This window comes from Streptomyces sp. NPDC048392 (assembly GCF_043200575.1).
Taxonomy (GTDB): Bacteria; Actinomycetota; Actinomycetes; order Streptomycetales; family Streptomycetaceae; genus Streptomyces.
In genome coordinates this window covers 161,215-187,601 of sequence record NZ_JBICYB010000005.1, presented here as the reverse complement: position 1 = coordinate 187,601, position 26,387 = coordinate 161,215, and the positions used below count along the sequence as shown (strand labels likewise).

At 74.2% G+C, this 26,387-nt stretch carries 21 protein-coding genes and 2 pseudogenes; 10 read left to right on the top strand and 13 right to left on the bottom strand.

Features of this window, described 5'->3' with window-relative positions; translation table 11 throughout:
- Positions 1-292: 292 nt before the first annotated feature.
- Positions 293-3,661 (top strand): AAA family ATPase, encoded by a 3,369-nt coding sequence (locus ACGFYH_RS10670; protein ID WP_393802761.1) that lies wholly within the window; start codon positions 293-295, stop codon positions 3,659-3,661.
- A 608-nt stretch (positions 3,662-4,269) separates the two neighbouring features.
- Here the strand turns inward: ACGFYH_RS10670 and ACGFYH_RS10665 are convergent.
- The 3 genes from ACGFYH_RS10665 to ACGFYH_RS10655 form a co-directional block, all read right to left on the bottom strand.
- Positions 4,270-5,151: an aminoglycoside phosphotransferase family protein gene (locus ACGFYH_RS10665; RefSeq protein ID WP_393802760.1), complete on the bottom strand. Its 882-nt coding sequence runs from the start codon at positions 5,149-5,151 to the stop codon at positions 4,270-4,272.
- A gap of 122 nt (positions 5,152-5,273) precedes the next feature.
- Positions 5,274-6,776, bottom strand: a complete 1,503-nt coding sequence (locus ACGFYH_RS10660) for an MFS transporter (protein WP_393802759.1) — start codon at positions 6,774-6,776, stop codon at positions 5,274-5,276.
- Positions 6,777-6,939: 163 nt separating this feature from the next.
- Positions 6,940-8,118 carry an NAD(P)-binding protein gene (locus ACGFYH_RS10655; RefSeq protein WP_393802758.1) on the bottom strand — a complete coding sequence of 393 codons (1,179 nt, stop codon included), beginning with the start codon at positions 8,116-8,118 and terminating at the stop codon, positions 6,940-6,942.
- A 163-nt stretch (positions 8,119-8,281) separates the two neighbouring features.
- On the opposite strand from ACGFYH_RS10655, the gene ACGFYH_RS10650 reads away from it, so the two are divergent.
- A complete protein-coding gene (locus ACGFYH_RS10650) occupies positions 8,282-8,971 on the top strand; it encodes a pentapeptide repeat-containing protein (protein WP_393802757.1) in 690 nt (229 codons plus the stop codon).
- A gap of 17 nt (positions 8,972-8,988) precedes the next feature.
- Here the strand turns inward: ACGFYH_RS10650 and ACGFYH_RS10645 are convergent, their stop codons facing one another.
- Entirely contained in the window at positions 8,989-9,489 is a 501-nt protein-coding gene (locus ACGFYH_RS10645) for a hypothetical protein (RefSeq protein ID WP_393802756.1), read from the bottom strand.
- A 69-nt stretch (positions 9,490-9,558) separates the two neighbouring features.
- Positions 9,559-9,738, bottom strand: a pseudogene (locus ACGFYH_RS10640) (TetR/AcrR family transcriptional regulator); the annotation flags it as partial.
- Between ACGFYH_RS10640 and ACGFYH_RS10635 the strand changes: the two are divergent.
- A pseudogene (locus ACGFYH_RS10635) lies at positions 9,735-10,040 on the top strand (pentapeptide repeat-containing protein); the annotation flags it as partial. The pseudogenes ACGFYH_RS10640 and ACGFYH_RS10635 sit on opposite strands and share 4 nt — an antisense overlap.
- 9 nt (positions 10,041-10,049) lie before the next feature.
- Positions 10,050-11,012 carry a GNAT family N-acetyltransferase gene (locus ACGFYH_RS10630; protein WP_393802755.1) on the top strand — a complete coding sequence of 321 codons (963 nt, stop codon included), beginning with the start codon at positions 10,050-10,052 and terminating at the stop codon, positions 11,010-11,012.
- A 130-nt stretch (positions 11,013-11,142) separates the two neighbouring features.
- On the opposite strand, the gene ACGFYH_RS10625 is transcribed toward ACGFYH_RS10630, so the two are convergent.
- A complete protein-coding gene (locus tag ACGFYH_RS10625; RefSeq protein ID WP_393802754.1) occupies positions 11,143-12,552 on the bottom strand; it encodes a M1 family metallopeptidase in 1,410 nt (469 codons plus the stop codon).
- Between the two features lie 208 nt (positions 12,553-12,760).
- The gene (locus ACGFYH_RS10620) at positions 12,761-13,336 is read right to left on the bottom strand and encodes a TerD family protein (RefSeq protein WP_393802753.1); all 576 of its coding nucleotides are present in this window, start codon (positions 13,334-13,336) and stop codon (positions 12,761-12,763) included.
- A gap of 170 nt (positions 13,337-13,506) precedes the next feature.
- On the opposite strand from ACGFYH_RS10620, the gene arfB reads away from it, so the two are divergent.
- Positions 13,507-13,944 (top strand): alternative ribosome rescue aminoacyl-tRNA hydrolase ArfB, encoded by a 438-nt coding sequence (arfB, locus tag ACGFYH_RS10615; RefSeq protein WP_393802752.1) that lies wholly within the window; start codon positions 13,507-13,509, stop codon positions 13,942-13,944.
- Between the two features lie 200 nt (positions 13,945-14,144).
- Here the strand turns inward: arfB and ACGFYH_RS10610 are convergent, their stop codons facing one another.
- Together ACGFYH_RS10610 and ACGFYH_RS10605 are read right to left on the bottom strand one after the other, a co-directional pair.
- A complete protein-coding gene (locus tag ACGFYH_RS10610) occupies positions 14,145-14,618 on the bottom strand; it encodes a GNAT family N-acetyltransferase (RefSeq protein ID WP_393802751.1) in 474 nt (157 codons plus the stop codon).
- 47 nt (positions 14,619-14,665) lie between these two features.
- Positions 14,666-15,265 (bottom strand): flavin reductase family protein, encoded by a 600-nt coding sequence (locus ACGFYH_RS10605; RefSeq protein ID WP_393802750.1) that lies wholly within the window; start codon positions 15,263-15,265, stop codon positions 14,666-14,668.
- A gap of 313 nt (positions 15,266-15,578) precedes the next feature.
- On the opposite strand from ACGFYH_RS10605, the gene cdgB reads away from it, so the two are divergent.
- Positions 15,579-17,243 (top strand): diguanylate cyclase CdgB, encoded by a 1,665-nt coding sequence (gene cdgB, locus ACGFYH_RS10600; RefSeq protein ID WP_393802749.1) that lies wholly within the window; start codon positions 15,579-15,581, stop codon positions 17,241-17,243.
- A 119-nt stretch (positions 17,244-17,362) separates the two neighbouring features.
- On the top strand, positions 17,363-18,340 hold the full coding sequence (locus ACGFYH_RS10595) for a carbohydrate-binding protein (RefSeq protein WP_393802748.1): 978 nt from the start codon (positions 17,363-17,365) through the stop codon (positions 18,338-18,340).
- Between the two features lie 30 nt (positions 18,341-18,370).
- Here ACGFYH_RS10595 and ACGFYH_RS10590 read toward each other — a convergent pair whose 3' ends face one another.
- The 3 genes from ACGFYH_RS10590 to ACGFYH_RS10580 form a co-directional block, all read right to left on the bottom strand.
- Complete coding sequence (locus ACGFYH_RS10590; RefSeq protein WP_393802747.1) at positions 18,371-19,303, bottom strand: 1-phosphofructokinase family hexose kinase; 933 nt, start codon at positions 19,301-19,303, stop codon at positions 18,371-18,373.
- Positions 19,304-19,647: 344 nt separating this feature from the next.
- A complete protein-coding gene (nagA, locus tag ACGFYH_RS10585) occupies positions 19,648-20,793 on the bottom strand; it encodes an N-acetylglucosamine-6-phosphate deacetylase (RefSeq protein WP_393802746.1) in 1,146 nt (381 codons plus the stop codon).
- The gene (locus tag ACGFYH_RS10580) at positions 20,793-21,809 is read right to left on the bottom strand and encodes an ROK family protein (RefSeq protein ID WP_393802745.1); all 1,017 of its coding nucleotides are present in this window, start codon (positions 21,807-21,809) and stop codon (positions 20,793-20,795) included. The genes nagA and ACGFYH_RS10580 overlap by 1 nt, the downstream gene beginning before the upstream one ends.
- 147 nt (positions 21,810-21,956) lie before the next feature.
- Here ACGFYH_RS10580 and ACGFYH_RS10575 point away from each other — a divergent pair, with 147 nt between their 5' ends.
- The 3 genes from ACGFYH_RS10575 to otsB all read left to right on the top strand — a co-directional run bounded on the left by ACGFYH_RS10575 (position 21,957) and on the right by otsB (position 24,793).
- On the top strand, positions 21,957-23,174 hold the full coding sequence (locus tag ACGFYH_RS10575) for an extracellular solute-binding protein (protein WP_393802872.1): 1,218 nt from the start codon (positions 21,957-21,959) through the stop codon (positions 23,172-23,174).
- Between the two features lie 61 nt (positions 23,175-23,235).
- Positions 23,236-23,469 carry a DUF3263 domain-containing protein gene (locus ACGFYH_RS10570; RefSeq protein ID WP_393802744.1) on the top strand — a complete coding sequence of 78 codons (234 nt, stop codon included), beginning with the start codon at positions 23,236-23,238 and terminating at the stop codon, positions 23,467-23,469.
- Between the two features lie 454 nt (positions 23,470-23,923).
- Positions 23,924-24,793, top strand: coding sequence for a trehalose-phosphatase (gene otsB / locus ACGFYH_RS10565; protein ID WP_393802743.1), 870 nt, complete (start codon positions 23,924-23,926; stop codon positions 24,791-24,793).
- A 98-nt stretch (positions 24,794-24,891) separates the two neighbouring features.
- On the opposite strand, the gene ACGFYH_RS10560 is transcribed toward otsB, so the two are convergent.
- Positions 24,892-26,295: a trehalose-6-phosphate synthase gene (locus ACGFYH_RS10560; protein WP_393802742.1), complete on the bottom strand. Its 1,404-nt coding sequence runs from the start codon at positions 26,293-26,295 to the stop codon at positions 24,892-24,894.
- Positions 26,296-26,387 lie beyond the last annotated feature (92 nt).

Sequence of the window (26,387 nt, the reverse complement as noted above, 5' to 3'; positions counted from 1 at the left end):
CCGGTAGCGGATGTGTGTGTTCCACACTTATGCGACTGCTGGGACTTCGCAATCGTGGAGCACCACGAGGCACACCACGAGACCAGCGCGCCGGCCGCCACCAGAGGGGCCGCCGGACGGGAGTTCCGGCAGTTCACAGGGCTCACGCAAGGACGCGGGTGCCCGTGGGGACGGCCGCGCGCCACCGTGACCCGCACCACTTCGCACCACCCTTCACCGCAGTCGTCCGTCTCACACACCGGGGAAGCACCATCCACCACAGGCGGAGCACCATCCACCACAGGAGGCACCGATGACCGGACCGCTCCGTGAACGCGACGACGCCCATGCGCTGCTCGTCGCGGAGATCGAGCGCGCCCGGGCCGGCACCGGCCGCCTCGTCCTGCTGCGCGGCGCCGGCGGCACCGGCCGCACCGCCGTACTGGAGAGGGCCACCCGGCACGCCGCGGACCGCGGCCTGCGGGTGCTGCGCGTGCGCTGCTCGCCCGAGGACACCGGGGTGCCGTTCGCCATGGTCCTCCACCTCCTCGGCCCGGTACCGGAGTTCACGGACATGGCGCCCGGCGGCGACGACCGGGGCAGCGCGGCCCGGCTGTGGCGGCTGCTGCGCTCCTACGCGGCCGAGGGCCCGGTGCTGGTGGCCGTCGACGACGTCCACCTCGCCGACGACTCCTCGCGCCGCTGGCTGGCGGAGGCGGCCCGGCACGTCGACCGATTACCGGTACTGCTGGTCGCCACCGAGCGCAGCCAGTACGACATCGACCCGCGGCCCGCCGGACTCACCCAGGCGCTCTCACCGTCCCTGGTGCGCACCCACACCCTCGCCCCGCTCAGCGGCCCGGCGGCCGCCGGGCTGGTCCGCGCCGCGTTCCCGACGGCGTCCGAACGGTGGACCGCGGAGTGCGTACGGGCCGGTGCGGGCAGCCCCCTGCTCCTGCACGCGCTGCTGGACGACCTGGGCGGCACCCCGCAGCCCGACGGCATCCCGCCGGTGCCGGACACCTGCGCCGCGCTGTACCCCGGGTCCTATCCGGCCGCCGTCTCCTGGTTGCTGAACAGCGCGGGCCCCGCGACGGCCGACGTGGCCCGCTGCCTCGCCACCCTTGAACAGGCCTGGCCCGCGGGGCCGCCGGACCGCCGGGGCGAGCTTCGGCATGCCCTCCCGCACCCTCGGACACCGCCGTCCGACACCACGCGCCGGCACACCCACGGGACACCGGCGGCGCGGACGCGGCGGCCCGGGGACACCGCCCCGGGCTGCCGGGACGTGTGGAGCGCGGACGCGGGACGCGGGGAGGGCGGACCGGAGTACGGGGGCCGGTCCGGGGACGGCCGCGGCGAGCACGGTGACGGCGGCCGGGAACCGCGGGCCCCGCTGCCGTACGCGCGGACGGCACCGTTCCCGGCGTCCGGGGGGCCGGACCCCCGCACGGAGCCCGCGGCGCACGGCCCCTGTGCGCACCCCGCCGAACCCGCCGACGCGGCGCGGTACCCGTCGTACCCGGTCCACGCCCCGTACGACGCCCGGCCGGAACCCGCGCACGGCGCCGCCTACGGCCGTACCGATCCGCCCGCGCACCCGCCGGACGGCACGACGCGGTGGCGTACCCCCTCCCCTTCGCCCGGTGCCGGTGCGGCAGCCGGTGCCGGGGACCCGGTCGACGTGCTGGCCGAGGCGGCCGGGGCCGATCCCGCACGGGTCGCCGGCTGGCTCGCCGCCATGACGCGGCTCGGTCTGCTGCGCCCCGACGCGGGCGGCCGCCCCCGATACGCCCACCCGCTGCTGCGCGACGCCGTGCTGAGCGGCTGGCCCCAGCCGCGCCGGGAGGCCGTGCACCGGGCGGCGGCAGAGGCGATGCTGCGCCGCGGCGACCGGGTCGAGGCGGTCGCCCGGCATCTGCTGCGCACCCCGGCCGTCGGCCTGACCTGGGCACTGCGCGTCCTGCGCGACGCCGCGACCGTGGCCGTGCACGACGCCCGGCCCGCCGACGCCGTCCGCTACCTGCGCCGGGCGCTGGACGAGCCGCTCTCCGACGACCTGCGACAGCGGTTGCTGACCGAACTGGGCTCCCTGGAGTACGCGTCGGCCGACGCCCCGGCCGCCATCGCGCGGCTCGCCGAGGCCCAGCACCTGCCGGCCGAGCCCCGCAACCGGGTGCGGACGGCCGTCGCCCTCGGCACCGCCCTGGCCGGGCGCGGCGAGATCCGTACGGCGATGGAGGTGCTGCGCCGCACCGAGGGCCGGCTGTCCGGCCACCCGGGTCTCGCCCGCACCGTGCAGACCGCCACCGCGCTGCTGTCCGACGAGGACCTGGCGACCCGGCAGGAGGTGTACCGGTGGCTGTCCGAGACCGGCCGGCACTCCCCGGAACTGGTCGGCACGGCCGGGCAGGCCCTGCTGGTGCGGTACGCGGCGACGGCCGCGCTGATCTCCGCCGACCAGGCGATGGCCCGGGTACGGGACCTGCTCGCCCGGCCCACCGACCCGCTCGCCGAACCCTTCCTGCTGGGCACGGCCGCCGCGATCGCCCAGTGGGCCGACGAACTCGGCGAGGCCGACCGGCTCGTGGAACGCGGCCTGGCCGGACAGCACCCCGCCCTGCTGCACCCGATGCAGCACGCCCTGCTCAACACCCGTGCCGACATCGCCGCCTCCCGCGGCGACCACGCCCGGCTGCTCGCCCTCGCCGCCGACCCGGGGCCGGGCCCCGGGCCCACCAACCGGGACGCCCACGCCCTGATGGCACTCGTCCACACCGGCCGCACCGACGAGGCACAGCGCTACGCCGACCGGTTCGACCTGCGTGAGGTGCCGGAGAACTGGGAGCTGAACCGCTACCTGTACGCGCGGGGCGTGCTGCGCGCCGCCACCGGCGACCCGGCGGGCGCGCTGCACGACTTCCTGGAGTGCGGGCGGCGCCAGTCGGCCCGCGAGGTGGTCAGCCCGGTCGTCACCCCGTGGCGGACCGCGGTCGCGGAGTGCCGGCTGGCCCTGGGCGGCGGTCCGGAGGCGCTGGCCCTGGCGACGGAGGAACTGCGGCTGGCCAGGGTGTGGAACACCCCGCGCACCGTGGGCCGCGCCCTGCGCGTGCTGGGCACCGCGACCGGCGGGCGGCGCGGTCTGGAGCTGGCCGAGGAGGCGGTACGGACCCTGCGGGACGCGCCCGCGGACACCGACACGGAGCTGATCCCCGCCCTGCTCGCCCAGGGCCGCCAGCTCCTCGCGGCCGGCGAACGCGGACGCGCCCGCGGTCTGCTGCGCGAGGCTGCCGACCTGGCCGAACGCAAGGGCGCCCTGCGCTGGCTCACCCTGGCCGGGCAGGCCCTGCGCGAAGGCGGCGCCCGCGGCCCCGTGGCCTCCCGCACCGGCGCCGGGGCGCTGACCGGCAGCGAGCGCCGGATCGCCGAACTGGCCGCCGACGGCCGCACCAACACCGAGATCGCCGCCCTGCTGCACCTCGCCCGGCGCACCGTGGAGACCCACCTGACCAGCACCTACCGCAAGTTGCGGATTCGGCGCCGCACGGAACTGCCGGGCGCGCTGGAGCGGGGCGGACGCCGGGAACGAGAGCGGGACCGGCCCCAGGACACGCGCCCCGGCCCCGCGGCTGACGGCCACCCCGACCTCAGAGCTGCCCCGTGCCCCGGGCCCCGGGGCTGAGGGGCGCCCCGACCCCCGGGGTTGATGACGCCCCGACCCCGGGGCCCCAGGATGCGCGCCGCGAGCCGCGAGCCCCGGGGCTGATGGGCGCCCCGAGCCTCGGGATGACGCCCCGACCCTGGGGCCCCAGGATGCGCGCCCCGAGCCGCGAGCCCCGGGGCTGATGGGCGCCCCGACCTCAGGAGGGCCCTGGGGCTGACGCGTGCCCCCGACCCCCGGGGCTGAGGGGCGCCCCGGCCCTCGGACTGACGGGCCCGCCGAGCCGCAAGGCCGACGGGCCCCCGCCCCAGGCCGGTGGGGCCTTCGTGGTGGCCCGGTTGCCGGCGGTTCCCTGGAGTCCGAGCACCGAACGTGCCCCGCCGGTGCCGTCCGCGCCGGCCCACGGCGCGCGCTCCGTGCGCGGCACCGACGGCGTCCGCTCCCGGGTGCCGCCCGGGGGTTCCCCGGTCTGCCGCTGTCCCTGCCGTTGCTCCTGCCGCTGTCCTGCCACGCGCGTCAGCGTAGGGACGGAAAGCGGGCCGTACGGGGCTCGGAAGGGGGCCCGGGGAGATCGTCGCCGAGACCACTTGCGATGTTCGACCACGGTGCGTCCGGGGGCTCTTGACTTCTCACCCGTCGCGCAGCAGCCGCCCGATCTCCAGCTGCGCGGTCCCCAGCGGGTCGCCGGCCTCGGCGTGCCACAGGCAGTTCTGCAGGACGCGGCCGAGGGACCAGGCACCGGCCCGCTGCGGGTCGAGTCCGAGGACGTCGGTCATGGCGTCGAAACGCCACCGGGTCTCGGCCGGGTCGTAGCGGTTGTCCAGGGCGGGCAGCAGATCGAACCCGGGGTCCCCGGCCAGCGGCTTGGGGTCGATGGCGAGCCAGGGCGCGCGGTCCGCGGCGAGGACGTTCCCGTAGTGCAGGTCCCAGTGCAGCAGCCGGTCGCCCGGCTCGTCGGCGACCTCGCGCACCGCGGCGGCGCAGTCGGCGACCAGCCGCCGGTCCGCCGGGTCCGGGATGCGCCGCAGCGCCGCCGGTGTCCGCTCCAGCATGGCCCGCGCGATGTCCCCCAGACCGCGCACGCCGGGCGGCGCCGGGGTCGCGGTGAGGCGGGCGAGCAGCCGTGCGATGACGAGGACGGCCTCGCGGGAGTCCTCGACGTGACCGAGCGTGCGGCCGGCGTCCAGGCGCTCCAGGAGCATGGTGCCGGTGGCGGCGTCGTGGCCGAGCAGCCGCACCGCGCCGTCCGCGTCCCACGCCCGCAGGGCCAGGGGTTCGCCCGCTGTCTCCTCGTCGGGGATCTGGAGCTTCAGCACGGCCTCGGTGCCGTCGCGGCACACGACCGGCAGCACCAGCGCCGCCCACCCGTGCGTCGACGGCCCGTCGAGCCGCAGTCCCCACCGCTCCAGGAACCCGGCCGCCAGCGCGGGCAGCCTCTCGACGAAGGCGCGCCCCGCCGCCCCGTTGTACTTCGCCTGCGCCGCCGCGAGCCCCTCGGGAACCTCGATCACACCGCCGGACGCTACCGGCGGGCGGCCCCGCGGTCACGCGGACACCGGGGACGCCCGCCGGCCGGGAGCCCTCGGAGGGGGCCTTCGCGGGCGTGCCCGCGGACGGTGGGTCCCCTTCTCCCTCAGGCCACCGGTTCCGGCACCGGACGGTCCGCGGGCGTGCCGTGTTTGGGGGCCTTGGCCGTCACCATCAGGCCCGCGACCAGGGCCGCCAGCAGCATGATGCCGGCAGCGACCCAGATGGCGACCGTGTAACCGTGGACGACGCCCTCCCGGACGACCCGTTCCCGCTGGGAGGGATCGGTGAGGTGCGCGGTGATCCAGGACGCGCTGGTACTGGTCGCGATGGTGTTGAGCAGCGCCGTGCCGATCGAGCCGCCCACCTGCTGCGAGGTGTTGACCGTCGCCGACGTCACGCCGGAGTCCTTCGCGGCGACCCCGGCGGTGGCCGTGGAGAACACCGGCATGAAGGTCAGGCCCATGCCGAGGCCCATCAGCAGCAGCGCGGGCAGGATCTCGGTGACGTACTCCGAGTGCACGGTCATCCGGGTGAGGATCACCATGCCGCCGGAGGCGAGGAGCATGCCGGGCACCATCAGCATGCGCGGGCCCACGTGCGGCAGCAGCCGGGCCGAGATCTGGGTGGAGCCCACGACGATCGCGGCGGTCAGCGGCAGGAACGCCAGGCCGGTCCGCACGGGGGAGTAGCCGAGGATCTGCTGGAGGTAGTAGGTCATGAACAGGAACAGCCCGAACATGCCGATGACCGCCAGCATCATCGTCAGGAAGCAGCCGGCGCGGTTGCGCTCCCGGATGACGTGCAGCGGCAGCAGGGGGGTTCGCGCGTGGGTCTGCCACCACACGAAGGTGGCCAGCAGGACGACGGACAGGGCGAACAGGGCCAGCACCAGCGGGTCGCTCCAGCCCCGTGGCTGCGCCTCGCTGAAGCCGTAGACGAGGGCGACCAGACCGCCGCAGCCCAGGATCACGCCCGGCACGTCGAGACGGGCGCCGGACTGGCCGGGCCGGTCGTGCAGCAGGGCGAACGCGCCGATCACCGCGACGACGGCGATGGGGACGTTGACGTACAGGCACCAGCGCCAGTTCAGGTACTCGGTGAGCACGCCGCCGACGATGAAACCGATCGCGGAGCCGCTGCCGGCCAGCGCGCCGTAGATGCCGAAGGCCTTCCCGCGTTCCCTCGGGTCGGTGAAGGTCGTCGTCAGCAGGGACAGCGCGGACGGCGCGAGGAGGGCCGCGAAGACGCCCTGGAGGGCGCGGGCGCCGAAGAGCATCACCGAGGTCGCGGCTGCCCCGCCGATCGCGGAGGCGGCGGCGAAACCGATCAGCCCGATGACGAAGGTCCGTTTGCGTCCCACCAGGTCCGCGACCCGGCCGCCGAGCAGCAGCAGACCACCGAACGCGAGGGTGTACGCGGTGATCACCCACTGGCGGTTGGCGTCGGACATGTCCAGGTCGCGCTGGGCCGAGGGCAGCGCGATGTTCACGATCGTCGCGTCGAGGACCACCATCAGCTGGGCCAGGGCGATCACCACCAACCCCCACCAGCGGCGGGGGTCGGCCTCCGCGGGCGCGGCGGGTCTACCTGTCCGGGAGCCACTCATCTGGCCAGAAGAGCATGAATCGGGGCGTACCGCATCCCGTTGCGCGGGTCGGCTCCGCTTGTCGCCGGTCATGGTTCCAGGACCACCTTCCCATCCCTCAAGGGCGGAGCGCGGGGCGGGAGCGCGGCCGGTACGGGCCGGTACGTCGTCTCACCCAACGACCTCAGGCGCGCTTGAGGTCGAGCCCCCGGTGGCCGAGGGCAAGGGAGACCGCCGTCAGGGCGCTGTTGAAGGAGACCTCGGACAGCAGACCGGGCGCGGCGACCTGGTCACCGGCGAGGTAGACGCCGTCGCCGCGGTCGACGGCGGGCCGGTCGCGCCAGGTGGTGCCGGGCAGGTCGACGGCGCCGGTACGGCCGTGCGCGACCGCCTCGCGCCGCCAGGTCAGCCGCTCGCGCCAGCCGGGGAAGCCGAGGTCGAGCAGCTGTTCGGCCCGTGCGGTGCCGTGGGCCTTGGACTCGTGGGGCGCGATCGGGATCTGCCCCTGGATCAGCTGCTCGCCCGCCGGTGCGAGCGTGCGGTCCTGCGCCGTGAACCGCTCGATCCACCCCGGGGCGTCCAGGTCGGAGACCGCGAAGGCGTCACCGCGCCGGGTCCGTACGGCGAGGTCGACCAGGGTGGTGCGGCCACTCGGCCAGGTCAGCGAGGAGTCGCCCAGCAGACGGCGGGCCGCGTCGAGGGAGGTGGCGACGACGACGGGGGTGCCGGTGGGCAGCGTGTCGACGCGGGAGAGCGTCTCCATCCGGACCCCGAGGTTCCAGGCCAGCGCGGCCATCCGGTCCACGACCCCGGCCCAGCCGCCGCGCGGGTGGTGCGCCTCGGGCGGCAGCCTGGCGGCCCGGCGCAGCCGTTCCTGTACGAAGGCGGCGGACAGCGACCCCGGATCGTGGTGGAACAGGGCGACGGCGCAGTAGTGGGCGGCGGCCCGGGCGCCCTCCTCACCCGCGATCCCGGTCGCCCAGGTCAGGAAGTCGGTGTCGACGGGCGCCGGTCCGACACCCCGGCGCAGCAGCTTCAGCAGCTTCAGCAGCTTCAGCAGGGCGAGGGGCGGAGTGCGGCGCAGCGCGCCTCTGTGGCGCAGCCGCAGCCGGGCCGCCTCCAGCGGCGGGATCGGCGCGAGCGGGCCGATCAGGTTCCGCTGCCGCAGCCACGTCCAGTGCGCGCCGCCGTTGTAGAGGGCGTGCGGGCCGTCGTTGGTCCGGTAGGGGCCGTCGGCCGTCCGGGCCCGCCCGCCGAGCGTGTGGTGGGCCTCGTGCACGGTGACCTCGGCGCCCGCCTCGGCGGCGGTGACGGCCACGGTCAGTCCGGCGAGGCCGCCGCCGATGACGGTGATGCGATGCATGGCTCGGGTTCTCCCTCGGGTCGGGGCCGCCTTGCGCGGCGCGTGTTCGCCCGTACGACGGACGAGAGAGCGCCGCGCGTGACATGCGGCACGGGAGAATCCGGGGAGGGCGCCGTTCGCGCAGGTCGGCGGGGTTGTCAGTGGCCGGGTGCAGCATGGGGGCATGGCGAGGAGAACAGCGGGCGGGCGGAGTACGACGACGGTGCGGGGGGCCAGGCGCCCGGAGCTGCGGCTGCCGGCTCTCCAGCCGTACGAGGACGGGGGACTCGAGCCGGACGGGGACTACGACGCCCTGGAGTTCCGGGAGACGGACCTCGCCGGCCAGGACGGCGCGGGCGCCCGCTTCATGGACTGCGCGCTGCGGGGGTGCGCGCTGGACGAGGCGTCCCTGCCCCGGGCCCGGCTGCTCGACTCGGTCCTCACCGGTGTCCGGGGTGTGGGCACCGATCTCGCGGAGGCGACCCTGCGCGACGTCGAGCTGCTGGACGCCCGCCTCGGTGGCACCCAGTTGCACGGCGCCGTACTGGAGCGGGTCCTGATCCGGGGCGGCAAGATCGACTACCTCAATCTCCGCCGGGCCCGCCTGAAGGACGTCGTCTTCGAGGGCTGCGTCCTGGTCGAGCCGGACTTCGGGGGCGCCCGCCTGGAGCGGGTCGAGTTCGTGGACTGCGCCCTGAAGGAGGCGGACCTCAGCGCGGCCACCCTCACCGACGTCGACCTGCGCGGGGCCGCCCCGCTGGAGCTGGCCCGCGGCGTGGACCGGCTGTCGGGCGCGGTCGTCAGCCCGGCCCAGCTCCTCGACCTGGCACCGGTGCTGGCGGCGGAGCTGGGGGTGCGGGTGGTGGCGGAGTAGGGCGGGCCAGGGGCCGCTCAGGACACGCGGGGGAAGCGGGCCTGGAGGGACCAGATCGCCGGGTTGTCCGCCAGGTCCTCGTGCATGTCGGTGAGGTCGGCGAGCAGGTCGTGCAGGAAGTCCCGGGCCTCCCGGCGCAGTTCGGCGTGCGAGAAGGACAGCGGGGGCTCGTCCGCCGGCAGCCACTCCGCCTCGATGTCGACCCAGCCGAAGCGGCGCTCGAAGAGCAGGCGGTCGGTGGACTCGGTGAAGTCCAGCTCCGCCCGCTGCGGCCGGGCGGCCCGGGAACCCGCCGCATCCCGGTCCACGTGCTCCACGATGTCGCACAGCGCCCAGGCGAAGTCGAGCACCGGTACCCATCCCCAGGCTGTGGACAGCTCCCGGTCCGCCTTGGTGTCGGCGAGATACACGTCCCCGCAGAACAGGTCGTGCCGCAGGGCGTGGACGTCCGCGCGGCGGTAGTCCGTCTGCGGCGGGTCCGGGAAGCGGGTGGAGAGGGCGTAGCCGATGTCGAGCACGCAGGTGATGGTGTCACGGACCCGGAACCGGCCCTGCGCCGCGACCCCGGTCGGTCCCGGCGGGGCGGGTCAGTCCGGCGACGTGGCGCGGCGGACCGCGTCCCGCAGCAGGTCGCGGCGACGCTCGTGCGCCTCTTGGGGCTCGTCGGCGGTCGCCGCGTAGACGTTGCTGACCGGTGACCAGGCCATGGACATGGCGATGACGACGGCCAGCACGTCGAACGGGTCACCGGGCCGTACCCGAGATGCTGGCCTTCTGCGCCCAACACGGCATCACCGCCGACATCGAGCTCCTGCCCTCCGCCCGCGTCAACGAGGCCCTCGACCGCCTGGGCCGGGGCGACGTCCGCCACCGCTTCGTCCTCGACCTGTCCGACCTGGACCTGTCCGGGCCGGGCCTGTCCGACCTGGACCTGCTTGACTCGGACCCGTCCGGCTCGGACCTGTCCGGCTCGGACCTGTCCGGCTCGGACCCGTCCGGCTCGGACTTGGTCGGCCCGGACCCGTCCGGCTCGGGTCGGCTCGGGCGTCGGAGCCGGACGGCCGGATAGGTTGCCCCCGTGATCCTCACTCCCCTGCGGCTCGCCCCCGACCACGACCTCCCCGGCCCGCTCCTGACCGAACTCACCGCCCTCTACGCCTCCCACCACGCCTTCCACGCGCTCAGCGGAGACTTCCCCGACCCGCGGGACATCCGTCCGGAGCAGGTGGCGGCCGCGCTCGCCGACGAGCTGGCGCGGCCGGGCGCCGAGGTGCTGCTCGCCAGGGACGCGGGCCGGCTGATCGGGGTCGCGGTGACGCTCGCCCGGCATCCCGACCCGTCCGACCCGGACCCCTGGATCGGGCTGCTGATGGTGGACGCGGGCCCGCGGCGGCAGGGGCACGGCAGACGGCTCGCCTCACTCGTCGAGGACCGCTTCCGGGCCGCGGGCCGCACCGCCGTACGGCTCGCCGTCCTCGACGACAACACCGGCGCGCTCGCCTTCTGGACCGCCCTCGGCTACACGGCCGTCGACCACCGCCGGGACCTCGGGGCCGGCCGCCCCTGCACGGTGCTGCGCAGGGAACTGGACAGCGGGAAGCCGCGCACCCCGCGCCGCGCCGCCCGCGTCGCCGTGCTCGACCCCGAGGGCGCGGTCTTCCTCCTCCGCTACGACAACATCGAGGTCGGCGTGCACTGGGCCATGCCCGGTGGCGGCCTGGAGGCGGACGAGAGCCCCCGCGAGGGGGCCCTGCGTGAGCTGCGCGAGGAAACGGGCTGGACCGACCTGGAACCGGGCCCCCTGCTCTGCACCTGGGAACACGACTTCACCCACCTGAGCGTCGGCCCCGTCCGCCAGCACGAGCACATCTACGTGGCCCACGGCCCCCGCCGCGAACCCACCGGACCCCACCTCGCCGCCGCCCACGCCGAGGACGGAATCCTCACCTGGCGCTGGTGGAGCCCGGCCGAACTCGCCGAGGCGCCCGAGCCGCTCTGGCCGCCGGACCTGGCCCTGCTGCTCGACGCCTTCGAGGGGTGAGGCCGCCGCGGGAGCGGTGACGGGAACGCGGACAGCGGCGCCCGGCGGGGCGGTGTCCGCCCACCCGGTCACCTGGTGCACCGCGTCGCCCGGCAGCGCGGCCCGCGCGTCGCGCGGCGCCGCCGCCACCTCACCGGGACTCGGGCCTGCCGTCCCCGCGCAGCCAGTCCTCCCAGATCTCCGTGAAGTCCTCGTCCGGCGCCGACTTCTCGACGTACGCCGTGAAGTCCCCGGTGTCGGCGTTGCCATGGCGGTGGGCGGCGGACCAGCCCCGCAGCAGTTCCCGGAACGCCTTGTCGCCGACCGTCTCGCGGATCCTGTGCAGGACCATCGCGCCCCGCTGGTAGACGGGGGCGTCGGAGATGTGCGCCGCGTCGGGCGGGTCCGCGGGCGGGAACGCCCAGACCGACTCGTTCGCGGCCTCGTCGTCGTAGTACGTCCCGTCGTAGAGCGCCTCGAACGTCTGTCGGGCGGTGTCGCCGCCGTGGTCCTCCTGCCAGAGCCACTCCGCGTAGGTGGCGAAGCCCTCGTTCAGCCACATGTCCCGCCAGGTCTTCGGGCTGACGGAGTTTCCGTACCACTGGTGCGCGAGTTCGTGGACGAGCAGGACGGCGTCCGGGGCGCCGGGGAAATAGGGCCGGTTCTGGGTCTCCAGGGCGTAGCCGGCGTCCTCGGCGCGGTCGACGATCGCGCCGGTGGAGGAGAAGGGGTACGGGCCGAACTTCTCCTGCGCCCAGCCCATGATCTCGGGGAGCCGCTTCAGGACCTTGCGGCTCGCGTCGGCCTGCTCGGGGTCGACGGCCGTGTACACCGGCAGACCGTCGTCCGTGGTGGAGCGGCCGGTCTCCCAGTCGCCGACGGCGACCGTGACGACGTGGCTCGACATCGGCTCGGCGGTGTGCCAGGTGGATGTCGTACGGCCGCCACGGGTCCACTCGTCCCGCAACTCGCCGTTGGACACCACGCCGAAGCCCTCCGGCACGGTCACCGCGACGTCGTACGCGGCCTTGTCGGAGGGGTGGTGGCTGCCGGGGAACCAGGCCATCGAGCCCGTCGGCTCGCCCAGCCCGACCGCGCCGTCGGCGGTGGGCAGCCAGCCCTCCTCGGAGCCGTCGGGGTCGGTGATCGTCTCCGGCTCGCCGGAGTAGCGCACGGTCACGCGGAACGTCTCCCCGTCGTCCAGTTCGTCCGCCGGACGCACGGTCAGTTCCTGTCCGGCGCGGTTGAAGCGGGCGTCCCGGCCCTCGACCTGGACCTTCTCGACGTCCAGGCCTTTGAGGTCGAGGTTGAAGGCGGACAGGTCCCGGATGGCACGCGCGGTGATCACCGCGGTGCCGGCGAGGTGCTCGGCGTCGGGGTCGTAGTCCAGGGTGAGGTCGTAATGACCGACGTCGTAGCCGCCGTTGCCCGCCTTGGGAAAGTACGGGTCGCGCACACCCGAGCCGCCGGGAGCGCCGTCCACCGTGCCGCCGCCGCTGCACGCCGCGAGGGCGGTGAAGGTGGCGGCGGCTACGAGCAGTCGGAGACTGAGGGTACGCACGTCGTGATCTTATGGGGGGTTTCACGTGAAACGCCCGTTGGGAAGGGGGTGTCGGGCGCCCGCCGGTGAGGATGACACCCTCACGCCCGAAGTCCCGAAGTCCCGAAGTCCCGAAGTCCCGAAGTCCCGAACTGCCGGACGGCGGGACGCCGAAGGCCCCCGGCGGACGACCGGGGGCCTTCGTACGGAATGGAAGGGCTGGTGAACGTCAGACGCTCACGCCGAAGTCCTGGGCGATGCCCACCAGGCCCGAGGCGTAGCCCTGGCCGACGGCGCGGAACTTCCACTCGGCGCCGTTGCGGTAGAGCTCGCCGAAGACCATCGCGGTCTCGGTGGCCGCGTCCTCCGACAGGTCGTAGCGGGCGATCTCGGCGCCGCCGGCCTGGTTGAGGATGCGGATGTACGCGTTGCGCACCTGGCCGAAGTTCTGCGAGCGGTTCTCGGCGTCGTAGATCGAGACCGGGAAGACGATCTTCTCGATGTCGGCCGGAAGGCCGGCCAGGTTGACGTTGATCGCCTCGTCGTCGCCGGCGCCCTCGCCGGTGCGGTTGTCACCGGTGTGGACGATCGTGTTGTCCGGCGTCTGCTTGTTGTTGAAGAACACGAAGTGGGCGTCGGAGTAGACCTTGCCCTGCGTGTTGACCGCGATCGCGGAGGCGTCGAGGTCGAAGTCGGTGCCGGTGGTGGTACGGACGTCCCAGCCGAGGCCCACGGTGACTTCGGTCAGGCCCGGAGCCTCCTTGGTGAGCGAGACGTTGCCACCCTTGGACAGGCTTACAGCCATTGTTCGGGAGTCCCTTCCCTCGTTTACGTACGGCAAGAAAGCTACAGCTACCACCATGAACGACGAGAGGGGTCCTCAAGGTTCCGCCCCTCTTTACTTTCTTTACCGGGACCGGGACCGGGGCCGGGACCGGGATATTCGGATGACGTGGGCCGCCCGGGGGCGGGAACATGGAGGGCATGTCCGGTCCCCATGTCATCCGCGGCTCCGTCTCCCTGCCCGAGGCCGAGCTCGTCTGGCGTTTCACGCGTTCCTCGGGGCCGGGCGGACAGCACGTCAACACCACGGACACGGCGGTGGAGCTGCGCTTCGACCTGGCGCGGACCGAGGCCCTGCCCGAGGTGTGGAAACAGCGGGCCCTGGAGCGGCTGGCCGCGCGCCTGTCCGACGGGGTCGTCACCGTCCGCGCCTCCGAGCACCGCTCCCAGTGGCGCAACCGCGAGACCGCCGCCGTGCGCCTCGCCGCCCTCCTCGCCGAGGCCACCGCGCCCCCGCCCCGGCCCCGCAGGCCGACCCGCATCCCGCGCGGCATCAACGAACGCCGGCTGCGGGAGAAGAAGCAGCGCGCGCAGACCAAGCGCGGCCGCTCCCCCAAGGACTGGGACTAGCTAGGTCCTGTCGTCAACCCCCGTCTGCCCGGCGACGTCATGCACGCACTCTCGCCGTACCGGGCCCTGACCCGGGTACATCCCGTACGAGGCCCGGGACCCGGCACGCCGAGAGCACGCACCTGACGCCGCGGGGGCCGCCCTCCGGGTGACGACGCGAGTTGGACGACAGGACGTAGTCGCCCGCCGACCCCGGCCGGCTACCGCTCCGGCTTCAGCACGCCCACCGTCTGGCCCTCGCCGGTCGTCCCGCCGGCCCGGAAGCCCAGGCCCAGGTAGAAGCCCTCGGGGCCGTCCGGGCCCGGGTGCCACGTCACCCAGCACTCCCTGCCGCCGCGGCGCCCGACCTCCTCGGCCACCGACTCCACGGCGAAGCGGCCGTAGCCGCGGCCCTGTTCCCCGGCCGCGATGTTCAGCCGCCACAGCCCGGAGCGCAGGACGCTGCCGTCCCCGTACCAGTCGATGTCGAAGAAGGCCATGAGGAAGCCGACGGCACGGTCGCCGTCGACGATCAGCCGGGGCCAGGCGACGCCGTGATGGACGTAGGCCTCGGCGAGGGACTTCACCACCGGCTCGACGGCGACTTCCTGATCGGGGCGGACCCGGATGCCGAGAGCGGTGCCGAGGTTCGCGGAAGTGATCGTCTCCAGCCGGAGCGCGGTACTGGTCGTCATGCGCGCACCCTAGGCAGGCGGTGCAGGAACAGGCGAGCGAATCGCGCTCAGCCCAGGTGCCGGTACCGCCCCCGGAAATACGTCAGCGGCCCTCCGTCCGCGCTCGGCAGCGCGGCGGTCAGCACCCGGCCGATCACCAGGGTGTGGTCGCCGGCCGGCACCCGTCGCTCGGTGCGGCACTCCAGGGTCGCCAGCGCGCCCCCCGCCAGGGGCGCCCCGGTCGCCTCACCCCGTACGTACGGGATGTCCGCGAACAGGAGGCGGTCGCTGACGCGGCCCTTCATCGCGAAGCGGCCCGCGATGTGCCGCTGGCTCTCGGAGAGGACGGAGACCGCCCACAGGGGCTGCTCGTCCAGCAGGTCGTCCATGCGGGAGCCCTCGCGCAGGCTGACCAGGACCAGCGGGGGGTCCAGGGACACCGACACGAAGGCGGTGGCCGTCATCCCGACATCCTCGCCGCGCGGTGCCAGCGGGTCGTCGGGGTCCAGCGGCGGCTCCTGCGCGGTCACCAGGACCACGCCCGAGGCCAGCCGGGACATGGCGGCACGGAACTCCTCGTTGCTCACCCCCTCAGCATGCCCGGCGGCGGACGGGGGCAACGGGGGCGTGGGGGACACCTGGGACGTGAGAGACGGAGTATTCGGCACCCCGCCACGCTAATCCCCGGGGCGTCGGCCGGGCATCGGACCCCGGTCCCGAGCCGGACCTAGGACCATGGGAGGAGACGTGCGCATACCTACGCACATCGCGTCCGGTAAACGCACAGGAAAAGCGCAGAAACTCCACTCAATTGTTCATCTTTCGCTGTGACTTGAGTCACAAGGGGCGGTAATTGTTGACCCTGTGTACCGAGTGCGGAGCGCGCTGTGATTCAGTGGCGGGGAACCTGCAAGGGCACCATCAGTAAGGGCGCCGAAGAGAACCCTTGATTCGCTGCGAGGTCTCGGGGGGAGGGCGAGCATGGAGACCGAGTCGGAGCCCTACGTCCGCCTTGCGTCCCTGCGGCAGCTGCACCAGGCCATGGCCGACATGAACAAGGCCCGCAGCCTGGCCGACACCCTGCAGGCCGTCGCCGACGGCGTCGTCCAGGCCCTCGGCTACGAGCTGGCATGCGTCAACCTGGTCCGTCCCGACGGCGATCTCGTCGTCGCCGCCTTCGCCGGCAACCAGGCCGCCGAGGCGCTGATCACCGGCCGGGCGGGCTCCCGCGAGTCCTGGGACCGGCGCCTGAACATGGGCGAGCAGTGGGGCGACCTGATCTTCATACCCCACACCGAGGGCTGGATCCTCGACGACGACGACGTCCCGCAGTGGTACACCGACGGGCCCGCGCCACGCTTCGAGGACGAGTGGCACCCCTCCGACCGGCTCTTCGCCCCGATGTACGCGCCGGGCCCGCAGGGCGAGGGCAACAACGGCGAGCTGGTCGGCGTCCTGTCCGTGGACCGGCCGCGCAACGGCCGCCGTCCGGGCGCCTGGGGCCGCGAGGCTTTGCAGATGTACGCGTTCCAGGCCGCCATCGCGATCAGCAACGCCCGGCTCCGCTCCAACATGCAGCGCGCCCTGGTCCGCCTGGAGCGCGACCAGCAGGCGCTCAGGGCCAGCGAGGAGAGCTTCCGGCAGGCCTTCGAGTACGCCCCCTCCGGCATGGCCATCGCCGAGATGGGCGGCGACCAGCACGGCCGCATCCTGCGCACCAACGACGCCCTGTGCCGCCTGCTGGGCCGCCCCGCCTCCGCGATGCGCCGCTACGCCTTCTCCGACCTCGTACACCCCGAGGACATCGGCACCCTGCTGCGCACCTCCGCCGAGGGCGGCCGGGCCGAGCTGCGCCTGGGCCGCCGCGACGGCACCCACGTCTGGGTCTCGCTGCGCAACAGCGTCGTCGCCGACGCCGCCGACGGGCCGCGCTTCCTGCTCACCCACGTCGAGGACATAGAGGAGCGCAAGCGCCGCGAGCTGCAGCTCGCCCACCGCGCCTCCCACGACTCCCTCACCGGCCTGCCGAACTCCGCCGAGCTGCGCTCCCGCCTCGCCGCCCGGCTGTGCCAGCGGCCCCAGTCGTCGCAGGCGGCCGTGGCCGACGCCATGGACGCCGCCTACGGGCATCCCGCCGTGTTCGACTCCGGCGGCCACACCTTCGACTTCGGCGCCGCCGTCGAGCCGTACGGCGGCTTCGACCACCATGTGCACGCCATCGCCCCCGAGGGCGGCCGCGACGACGGCGCCAAGGGGCTCGCGGTCCTCTTCTGCGACCTGGACGGCTTCAAGTCGATCAACGACCGGTTCGGGCACAACGCGGGCGACACCGTGCTCATCGAGGTCGCCCGCCGGCTCAGCCAAGGCGTCCGCGACGGCGACACCGTGGCCCGGCTCGGCGGCGACGAGTTCGTGATCCTCGCCAACGGGCTCGGCCGGGCCGACGCCCAGGACCTCGCCGTACGGCTGCGCAACGAGATCATCCAGCCGATCCGGGCCGAGGGCCGGGCGGTCCGCGTGGGTGCCAGCTTCGGCATCGGCTGGGCCCACTGCGGCATGACGGCGGACGAAGTGCTGAAGTCGGCTGACGAACGGATGTACGTGGAGAAACGATCTCGTCCCAAACAGCATCGCCGAGCCGGATGATCAGCAGGTCAGCGCGCTGATGCGGTTCGAGTCACCCGTTTGGGTCAGTGGAAGCGGGTAGGCTCGCCATCTCACATCCGCACCGCACCACGCACCGCATCTGGTTAGGAGACCTAGGGATGACGCCCGGCAACAACGGCGCGAGCACGCCCGAGGACGACGACCCCTTCGGCTATCTCTACGCCGACGGGCAGGCCAACGGGGCCCAGCCGCCGTCCGGTGGCTACGGCTACCCGAACTCCGTCAACCGGGTGCGTCCCGTCGGTACCCGGCAGTACGGGGCACCGCAGGGCCAGGGCGCCCAGACCGCCGCCTACGGCCAGACCGCCCCGCCCCAGCAGGGTGCCCCCGGTCAGCCGCAGGGGGCCTACGGCCGGCCGAACGCGCACTACGCCGCGCCGGAGACCTTCCCCGGCGGTCCCGGCGGCCCGCAGCAGCCGTCCGGGCACGGTGGGGGCGGCGGACGCCGCGGTCCCAACACCAAGGGCCTGCTGATCGGCGCGGTCGCGGTCGTCGCCGCGGTGGTCATCGGCATCGCCGTGGCCATGACGAGCAGCGGCTCCGACGACGACAAGGGCGGCGACGAGGCGGGCGGCGGCACCACCCCCACCCAGTCCGAGTCCACCGGGCCCAGCCCGTCCGCAGGCGACGGCGCCGAGGAGGAGGCCGAGCTGCCCTCCATCGACGCGAAGGCGATGAGCCTGGGCGGCTCGGCCTCCCTCGCGTCGGACGTCGAGGGTGCCCAGTCGGACGGCGGTGTCTACGCCGACCTCAGCCAGCCGGGCGCCTCGGTCACCTGGACCGTGGACGGCATCCCCGAGGACGGCCTCTACACCCTCTTCGCCGGGTACAGCGCGGCCGGCGAGGACCAGTCGATGACCCTGACGGTCAACGGCAAGCCGTTCGGCAGCAAGCTGAACCTGGGCAACTTCGCGCAGGCCAAGGACGGCGACTTCGCCAAGGGCTGGACCAAGACCTACGCCTGGCCCACTCTCAACAAGGGCACCAACACGATCACGCTGTCCTGCGCCGACGGCGACAAGTGCAACGTCCTGCTGGACCAGTTCTCCCTGAAGAAGGGCCAGGTCAAGGACTAGAGGGCGGCCCCGCGGCGGGCCCCCGGCGCCTCAGGCCGCGCCCGCCTCCGCCGTCACCGCGACGCCGCGCCCGAGCAGCTCCTCGTACGCCGCCCGGTCGAACTCGCCCGCCACCGGTGCCAGTACCGTCGCCGCCGACAGGGCGACCGCGCGGGCCAGCCGGTCCGGCCAGGTCAGGTGCTCGACCAGGCCGGAGAGCAGGCCCGCGACGGCGGAGTCGCCCGCACCGGTCGGGTTGCCGTGGACGTGGGCGGGCGGGGCGGCCCGCCAGCGGCCCTCGGGGGTGACCGCCAGCATCCCGTCGGCGCCCAGCGAGGCGACCACCGCACGGGCACCGCGGCGCCGGGCGGCCTGCGCGGCCCGCAGCGGCTCGTGCGAGCCGGTCAGCTCGGCCAGTTCGTCGGCGTTCGGCTTGATCAGGTCCGGGCGGGCGGCGAGGCCCCGCCGCAGCGGCTCCCCGCTGGTGTCGAGCAGCACCGGCACACCCGCGGCGCGCGCGGCACGCACCAGCCCGGCGTAGGCGCCCACCGGCACGCCCGGCGGCAGACTGCCGCACAGGGCCACCGCGGCGGCACCGGCCAGCAGGTCCTCGTACGCCTCCCGGAAGGCTTCCCACTCGGCGGACGCCACGGTGGGGCCGGGTTCGTTGAGCTGGGTGGTGTCGCCGGTGCGCTCGTCGACGACGGCGAGGGTGCGCCGGGTCGGCCCCGCGACCGGGACGAGCGCGTCGGTCACCCCGCGCACGCCGGTCAGCCGCTCGCGCACCACGCCTCCGGTGGCGCCGCCCGCGAAGCCGGTGACCGTCACCTCGTGCCCGAGGGCGGCGAGCACCCGGGCCACGTTCAGCCCCTTGCCGCCGGGCCGCTCCGTCACCCCGGCGACCCGGTGTGAGGCGTGCGGTGTGAGGCGCGGGACGCGGTAGGTGATGTCGAGAGCCGTGTTGAGTGTGACGGTGAGGATCACCTGGGCCGACCTCCCCCGATCGCCTGCGGCTGCCGTGTGTTCCCCCGAGGACGCGGCCGCCGTGTGCCCCCGGAGAAGTCTTCCGTGGACACGATCATGCCAAACGGACGGCGGTCGGCCCAGCCCCCGGGCAGGCCACCCGGCCGACCCGGGGGCCGGCCCGTGTGCCCGCTCGGGAGCTGGCCGGTGTGCCCGCTCGGGAGCTGGCCGGTGCGGGCCCGGGGGCTGGTGAGGGGTGGACCCGGGGGCTGGCGGGGGCGGGCCCGAGAGCGGGCCCGGGGACTGGTGGGGGCGGGCCCGGGGGACGGCCCCGGGCGGACCGGGGAGCGGAGACCCGGGACGGATCAGCCCAGTTGGGGATCGACCACCCATTCGCCCCGGCGCATCACGCCCACCAGGTCGAAGGCGTCGTCCAGGACGACCAGGTCGGCGTCCCTGCCGGGTTCGAGGGAGCCGATCCGGCCGTCCAGGCCCAGCAGCCGCGCCGGGTTGGCGGAGATGGCGGCGACGACGTCCCCGACGGGCAGCCCGTCCACCGTCACCGCCCGCTTGAAGGCGCGGTCCAGGGTGAGCGTCGAGCCCGCGATCGAGCCGCCTTCCACCAGCCGGGCCACGCCGTCCGCGACCTCGACCTCCATCGGGCCGAGCAGATAGCGGCCGTCGCCGAAACCGGCCGCGTCCATCGCGTCGGTGATGAAGGCGACCCGGGCGGCGCCCGCGTGGTGGAAGGCGAGCTGGAGCGCGGCCGGGTGCAGGTGCGTGCCGTCGTTGATCAGCTCGACGGTGATCCGCTCGTCCTCCAGCAGCGCCGCGATCGGGCCGGGGGAGCGGTGACCGAGCGGCGGCATCGCGTTGAACAGGTGCGTGGCGACGGTCGCGCCCGCGTCGATGGCCTGGAGCGTCTGCTCGTACGTCGCGTCGGTGTGCCCCACCGCCGCGATCACGCCGTGCTCCGCGAGCAGCCGTACGGAATCCAGGCCGCCCGGCAGCTCGGTGGCCAGCGTCATCATCTTCGCGTGGCCGTGCGCGGCGTCGATCAGCTTGCGGACCTCGGCCGGGTCGGGGTCGCGCAGTAGCTGCTCGTCGTGCGCGCCCTTGCGGCACGGGGAGATGAACGGTCCCTCGAAGTGGATGCCGGCGATGTCGCCCTGCTGGGCCAGTTCGGCGAGCACCCCGGCGTGCCGGGCGAGGAAGTCCAGGTCACCGGTGACGGCGGAGGCGACCAGCGTGGTGGTGCCGTGCCGGCGGTGGGTGCCGACGCCCTTGAGGATGTCCTCGGGGGTGCCGCCGGCGAAGGAGGCTCCGCCGCCGCCGTGATTGTGGATGTCGACGAAGCCGGGGACCACCCAGTGGCCCGACACGTCGACGACCTCGGCCTGCGGGGAGGCCGTGTCCGCGATCCGCGTGCCGTCGACGATCACGCGGCCGTCGTCCACGGTCCCGGTGGGCAGTACCACCCGGGCACCGGCGAGAACCTTGCTGGGGGCCATCAGGCGGTTACCTCCGGGGAAGTCACGGTCGTGGGAGTGGTGCCGTGCGGATCTGTGCCGTGCAGGCCGGTGCCGTGCGGGCCGGTGCCGTGCGCACCGGTCCCGAGCAGGTCCCAGGCCATCAGCCCGGCACCCAGGCAGCCGGCGGTGTCCCCCAGCGCGGCGGGGAGGATGTCCGGCAGCTTCTGGAAGGTGACGCGTCGCCGGACGGCGTCGCGCAGCGGTGTGAACAAGGTTTCCCCCGCCTCGGCGAGGCCGCCACCGATGATCAGGACGCGCGGGTCCAGCAGAGTGAGCGCGGTGACCAGCCCGTCGGCGAGCGCGTCCACCGCGTCCCGCCACACGGCGAGCGCGCGGGCGTCCCCCGACTCGACGGCCTTGGCGCAGTCGGCGGCGTCCGCACCCGGGTCGCCGCAGGCCTGGGCCCACGCCTGGCTGACCGCCGACGCGGACGCGAACCGCTCCAGACAGCCCCGCTGCCCGCACGGACAGGGAATGCCGCCGGGGCGTACGACGACGTGGCCGATCTCGCCCGCGAAGCCGTGCGCGCCCGACTCCACCCGGCCGTCGATGCCGATGGCGCCCGCGATCCCGGTGCCCAGCGGCACGAACAGGAACCGGTCGGCGCCCTTGCCGGCGCCGATCCGGCCCTCGGCGAGCCCGCCGGTGCGCACGTCGTGGCCCAGGGCGACCGGAACGGAACCGAGCCGGTCGCCGAGCAACGCCCGCAGCGGTACGTCGCGCCAGCCGAGGTTGGCCGCGTACACGGCGACGCCCCGCTCCTCGTCGATGATGCCGGGAACGGCGACACCGGCGGCGCGGGCCGGCTCGCCGAACCGGTCGGCGCCGTAGGCCCGCAGTTCGGCGGCGAAGTCGAGGATGCCCGCGACGACCGCCTCGGGCCCCCGCTCGCGGCCGGTGGCCCGGCGTGCCCGGTGCAGCAGCTCGCCCCCAGGCCCCGCCAGGGCGGCCTTCATCCCGGTGCCGCCCACATCGAGGGCGATGACATGTCTCACGGGGACAGTGTGGCCCGTACACCCGGGAGAGGTCTAGTCCACTGCCGTGGTGTAGACCTTAATCCGTTAAGCGGACAGCACAGGGTTGGGGATTCAAGGGTGCAGGGGCGTACGACAGGAACGATCGCGGTGGTGTCCGCGCTGGGCATGACGGCGGTCCTCGGCGGCTGTGGGCTTTCCGGTGACTCCGACGAGGTGACGCTGAGACTCGTCGCCGCCGACTACGGCGACAGCAAGGACAACAGCTCCCAGAGGTACTGGGACGAGCTGGCCAAGTCCTACGAGGCGAAGCACCCCGACGTGCACGTGGATGTCACCGTCTACTCCTGGAACGACGTCGACCGCGAGGTCCGCGAGATGGTCGAGGCGGGCAAGGCGCCCGACCTGGCGCAGATCGGCGCCTACTCCGACTACGCGGACAAGGACCTGCTCTACCGGGCCGACGACGTGCTCTCCATCCCGGTCCAGGCCGACTTCGTCCCGCAGCTGGCCCGCGCCGGTCAGGTCAAGGGGGTCCAGTACGGCCTGCCCTTCGCGGCCTCCACGCGCGTGCTCTTCTACAACAAGACCCTCTTCGGCCAGGCCGGTGTCACGCCGCCCAAGTCCTGGGACGACCTCGCCGAGGCCGCCGAGGCGCTTGAGGAGAAGGGCGTGAAGTACCCGTACGCCCTGCCGCTGGGCGCCGAGGAGGCGCAGGCCGAGACGATGCAGTGGATGCTCAGCGGCGGGGGCGGCTACACCGACGACGTCGGCACGTACTCCATCGACTCGCCGCAGAACGTCACCACCTTCACCTGGCTCAAGGACGAACTCGTCGGCAAGGGCCTCACCGGTCCGGTCGCCCCCGGCGAGCTCGACCGCGCCGACGCCTTCGCCGCCTTCGCCAACGGCGACGTCGGCATGCTCAACGGCCACCCCTCGCTGATGAAGGCGGCATCCGACAAGGGCGTCAAGTACGGCATGGTCACCACGCCGGGAGCCGACGGCGAGAGCAGGAACACCCTCGGTGTCTGCGACTGGATGACGGCCTTCAGGAAGAACGGCCACCAGGAGGAGATCGGTGACTTCCTCGACTTCGTCTACAGCGACGAGAACGTCCTCGGCTTCTCCCGCGAGTACGACCTGCTGCCGGTGACCACCTCCGCGTCCCAGGTCATGAGCACCGCGCAGGAGGACGAGAACCTCCAGCCGTTCCTGAAGGAGCTGCTGCTCTCCGAGCTGTACCCGGTCGGCAAGACCTCCTGGGCCTCGGTCAGCGCGGACGTCAAGAAGAACATCGGCCAGGCGGTCGCCCCCGGCGGCAGCCCCGAGGACGTCCTCGGCCGGATCCAGGCGACGGCGATGCGGGCGGGCAGCGTGGAGTAGCGGGCGCGGGAGGCACGGGGGAGCGCGGTTGTTGTCGGTGGCGGGCGTTACGGTGCCGTACATGGACCCGGGAGAGCTGGCCGAGCGGGAGCGCGGCATCCTCGCGCTGGAACGCCGGGGCTTTTCCGGCCCCGGCGCCAAGGAGCGCGCCATCCGTGAGGAGCTGGGGCTGGCCCCCGTCCGCTACTACCAGCTCCTCAACGCCCTCCTGGACGACCCCCGCGCCCTGGCGTCCGACCCGGTGACGGTCAACCGGCTGCGCCGGCTACGGGAGTCCCGCCGCGCGGAGCGCTGAGGCCGCCCGTCCAGGGCGGGGTCGTCACCGTGAGGGTGGGTCGCCGTGCGCGGGTGGGCCGCCGTCCAGGGCAGGTCGCTGTGCCGGGCGGGCCGCCGTGGGTCGCCGTGCCTGGGTGGTCGTCACCGTGAGGGTGGGTCGCCGTGCGCGGGTGGGCCGCCGTCCAGGGCGGGTCGCCGTGGGTCGCCGTGCCTGGGCGGATCACCGCGCTGGGCAGGCCGTCGGCCAGGGCGGATCACCATGCCACGGCGGGTTACCGGCCTGGGCGGATCACCGTACCTGGGCGGATCACCGTGCCGGGCCGGATCACCGCGGCGGGACGGCCCGGTGGCCCGGATGCGGCTAGGCCGCCACCGGGCGGCGGTCCGCCCCGGTGCCCGCGCGGGCCGTCTTCCGCCGTGATGCGGTCCGCGGGCGAGGCGTGGGTCCGGCCCCGGCGGGATAGGTTCGCGGTATGGGCAGCCACCAGGAATCCATCCGCGACGACTCCCCACGCCCCCTGCCGACGCCCGCGACGGCGGCCGGACGCGAAGGGCTCGACGCCCTCCTCGCGCGCCCCGGCCGCGCGGTGATCGCGCTCGACTTCGACGGCACGCTCGCCCCGATCGTGCCCGACCCCGACCAGGCCCGGGCCCACCCCGGCGCGGTGCCCGCCCTCGCGGCGCTCGGCCCGAAGGTCGCCTCGATCGCGGTCATCACCGGCCGCCCCGCCGAGGTCGCCGTCCGCCACGGAGGATTCGCGGACGTCCCCGGCCTCGACCACCTCGTCGTCCTCGGCCACTACGGCGCCGAGCGCTGGGACGCCGCCACCGGCACGCTCGCCACCCCCGCACCGCACCCCGGCGTCACCGCCGTCCGCGCCGAACTGCCCGGGCTGCTGGAGCGGTCCGGGGCGGCGCGGGGCACCTGGCTGGAGGACAAGGGCCACGCGGTCGCCGTCCACACCCGCCGCGCCCCCGACCCCCAGGCCGCCTTCGACGCCCTGCGCGCCCCCCTCGCCGGCCTGGCCTCCCGGCACGGCCTGATCGTCGAACCGGGCCGCATGGTCCTGGAACTGCGCCCACCAGGCATGGACAAGGGCGCGGCGCTGCGCTCCCACGTCCACTCCCTCGGCGGAGAGTCCGTCCTCTTCGCGGGCGACGACCTCGGCGACCTCCCCGCCTTCGCGGCCGTCGACACCCTGCGCACGGAGGGCACGCCCGGTCTCCTGGTGTGCAGCGGCAGCGACGAGGTGACGGAGCTGAGGAAGCGCGCCGACGTCGAGGTGGACGGCCCCGCCGGAGTGGTGGCGCTGCTGAGTGCCCTCGCCGGCCACCTGGGCTGAGCCGACGTCAAGGGAAGCCGCCCCGCCCGTCGCCGGGAGCAGCTCGGTCGGCGGGGAGACCGGCCACTGCCCGCCGGTCCGGGGGCAGCAGCCCGCTGTCAGCCCCGCAACGCCTCGAGCTGCTCCAGGAACCAGCGCGCCGGCGGCAACGCGGTGGCGGCGGCGGCGAGCCGCTTCGACCGCTCGATCCGCTCGCCCGCCGGCAGGCCGAGCGCCTCGTGCAGGGCCCGAGCCGTCCCCGTCACGTCGTACGGATTGACGACGAACGCGTCCTCGCCCAGTTCCTCGTACGCCCCCGCCTCCCGCGACAGCACCAGCGCGCACCCCCCGTCGGAGAGGAGCGGCACCTCCTTGGCGACGAGGTTCATCCCGTCCCGGACGGGGTTGACGAGCGCCACGTCCGCCAGCCGGTACGCCGCCAGCGACCGCGCGAAGTCGTCCTTCACATGCAGGACGACCGGCGTCCACCCCGGCGTACCGAACTCCTCGTTGACCGCGTCGGCCACCCGCTGCACCTCGGCCGTGTAGTCCCGGTACACGGCGAGATCCTGCCGCGAGGGGTACGCGAACGCGACGTGCACGACCCGCTCGCGCCACTCGGGCCGCTCGGTCAGCAGCTCCCGGTACGCCAGCAGACCCCGCACGATGTTCTTCGACAGCTCGGTCCGGTCCACCCGCACGATCGTCCGGCGCGCACCGCCGTCGGGAGCCGTGCCGATCTCCTCCCGCAGGGCCGCCATCCGCTCCTCCACGTCGGCCTCGTGCGACCGCTTCCGCAGGAAGTCCCCGTCGGCGCCGAGCCCGTGCACGCCGATCCGCGTGCCGCCGACCCCGCCCACCACGGCGTCGCAGCACGCGGTGAACGCGTCGGCCCACCGCCGCGTGAGGAACCCGAGCCGGTCGGCACCCAGCATGCCGCGCAGCACCTGCTCGGCGATGTCGTCCGGCAGCAGCCGGAAGTAGTCGACCGGGGCCCACGGGGTGTGCGAGAAGTGTCCGATCCTGAGGTCGGGCCGCAGCTCGCGCAGCATGCCCGGCACCAGCGTCAGGTGGTAGTCCTGCACGACCGCGACCGCGCCCTCGGCCGCCTCCTCGGCCAGCGCCTCGGCGAAGGCCCGGTTGTACGCCTCGTAGGAGGCCCACTGCCGCCGGAACTCCGCGTCGAAGACCGGCTCCAGCGGCGTCTGGTAGAGCATGTGGTGCACGAACCACAGCACCGAGTTGGCGATCCCGTTGTACGCGTCCGCGTGCACGTCGGCCGGCACGTCCAGCATCCGTACGCCGTCCTCGCCGACCCCGCGCCGCACCGCCTCGCGGTCGCCCTCGCCCAACGCGGAGCACACCCACAGCGCCCCCGCGTCCGGCCCGATGGCCGACAGTCCCGAGACCAGTCCGCCACCACCCCGTCTGGCGTTGAGCGAACCGTCCTCCCGCACCTCGTACGAGACCGGCCCCCGATTGGAGGCGACCACCACCTGAGCAGCACCGAAGCTTGAAGCCATACGCCTCAACCTAGCCCGGCCCCGAAAACCTCAAACGTGCTCGCGCGTCACCTCGGCGGCGATTCGGTCACACGTCTTGTGCGGGAAGTGTG

Excerpts from the sequence above, each read along its gene's own strand:
- ACGFYH_RS10670 (WP_393802761.1), top strand. The coding sequence starts at position 293 with ATGACCGGACCGCTCCGTGAACGCGACGACGCCCATGCGCTGCTCGTC.
- ACGFYH_RS10660 (WP_393802759.1), bottom strand. The coding sequence starts at position 6,776 with ATGAGTGGCTCCCGGACAGGTAGACCCGCCGCGCCCGCGGAGGCCGAC.
- ACGFYH_RS10655 (WP_393802758.1), bottom strand. The coding sequence starts at position 8,118 with ATGCATCGCATCACCGTCATCGGCGGCGGCCTCGCCGGACTGACCGTG.
- ACGFYH_RS10650 (WP_393802757.1), top strand. The coding sequence starts at position 8,282 with ATGGCGAGGAGAACAGCGGGCGGGCGGAGTACGACGACGGTGCGGGGG.
- ACGFYH_RS10620 (WP_393802753.1), bottom strand. The coding sequence starts at position 13,336 with ATGGCTGTAAGCCTGTCCAAGGGTGGCAACGTCTCGCTCACCAAGGAG.
- arfB (WP_393802752.1), top strand. The coding sequence starts at position 13,507 with ATGGAGGGCATGTCCGGTCCCCATGTCATCCGCGGCTCCGTCTCCCTG.
- ACGFYH_RS10610 (WP_393802751.1), bottom strand. The coding sequence starts at position 14,618 with ATGACGACCAGTACCGCGCTCCGGCTGGAGACGATCACTTCCGCGAAC.
- cdgB (WP_393802749.1), top strand. The coding sequence starts at position 15,579 with ATGGAGACCGAGTCGGAGCCCTACGTCCGCCTTGCGTCCCTGCGGCAG.
- ACGFYH_RS10595 (WP_393802748.1), top strand. The coding sequence starts at position 17,363 with ATGACGCCCGGCAACAACGGCGCGAGCACGCCCGAGGACGACGACCCC.
- nagA (WP_393802746.1), bottom strand. The coding sequence starts at position 20,793 with ATGGCCCCCAGCAAGGTTCTCGCCGGTGCCCGGGTGGTACTGCCCACC.
- ACGFYH_RS10575 (WP_393802872.1), top strand. The coding sequence starts at position 21,957 with ATGACGGCGGTCCTCGGCGGCTGTGGGCTTTCCGGTGACTCCGACGAG.
- ACGFYH_RS10570 (WP_393802744.1), top strand. The coding sequence starts at position 23,236 with ATGGACCCGGGAGAGCTGGCCGAGCGGGAGCGCGGCATCCTCGCGCTG.
- otsB (WP_393802743.1), top strand. The coding sequence starts at position 23,924 with ATGGGCAGCCACCAGGAATCCATCCGCGACGACTCCCCACGCCCCCTG.
- ACGFYH_RS10560 (WP_393802742.1), bottom strand. The coding sequence starts at position 26,295 with ATGGCTTCAAGCTTCGGTGCTGCTCAGGTGGTGGTCGCCTCCAATCGG.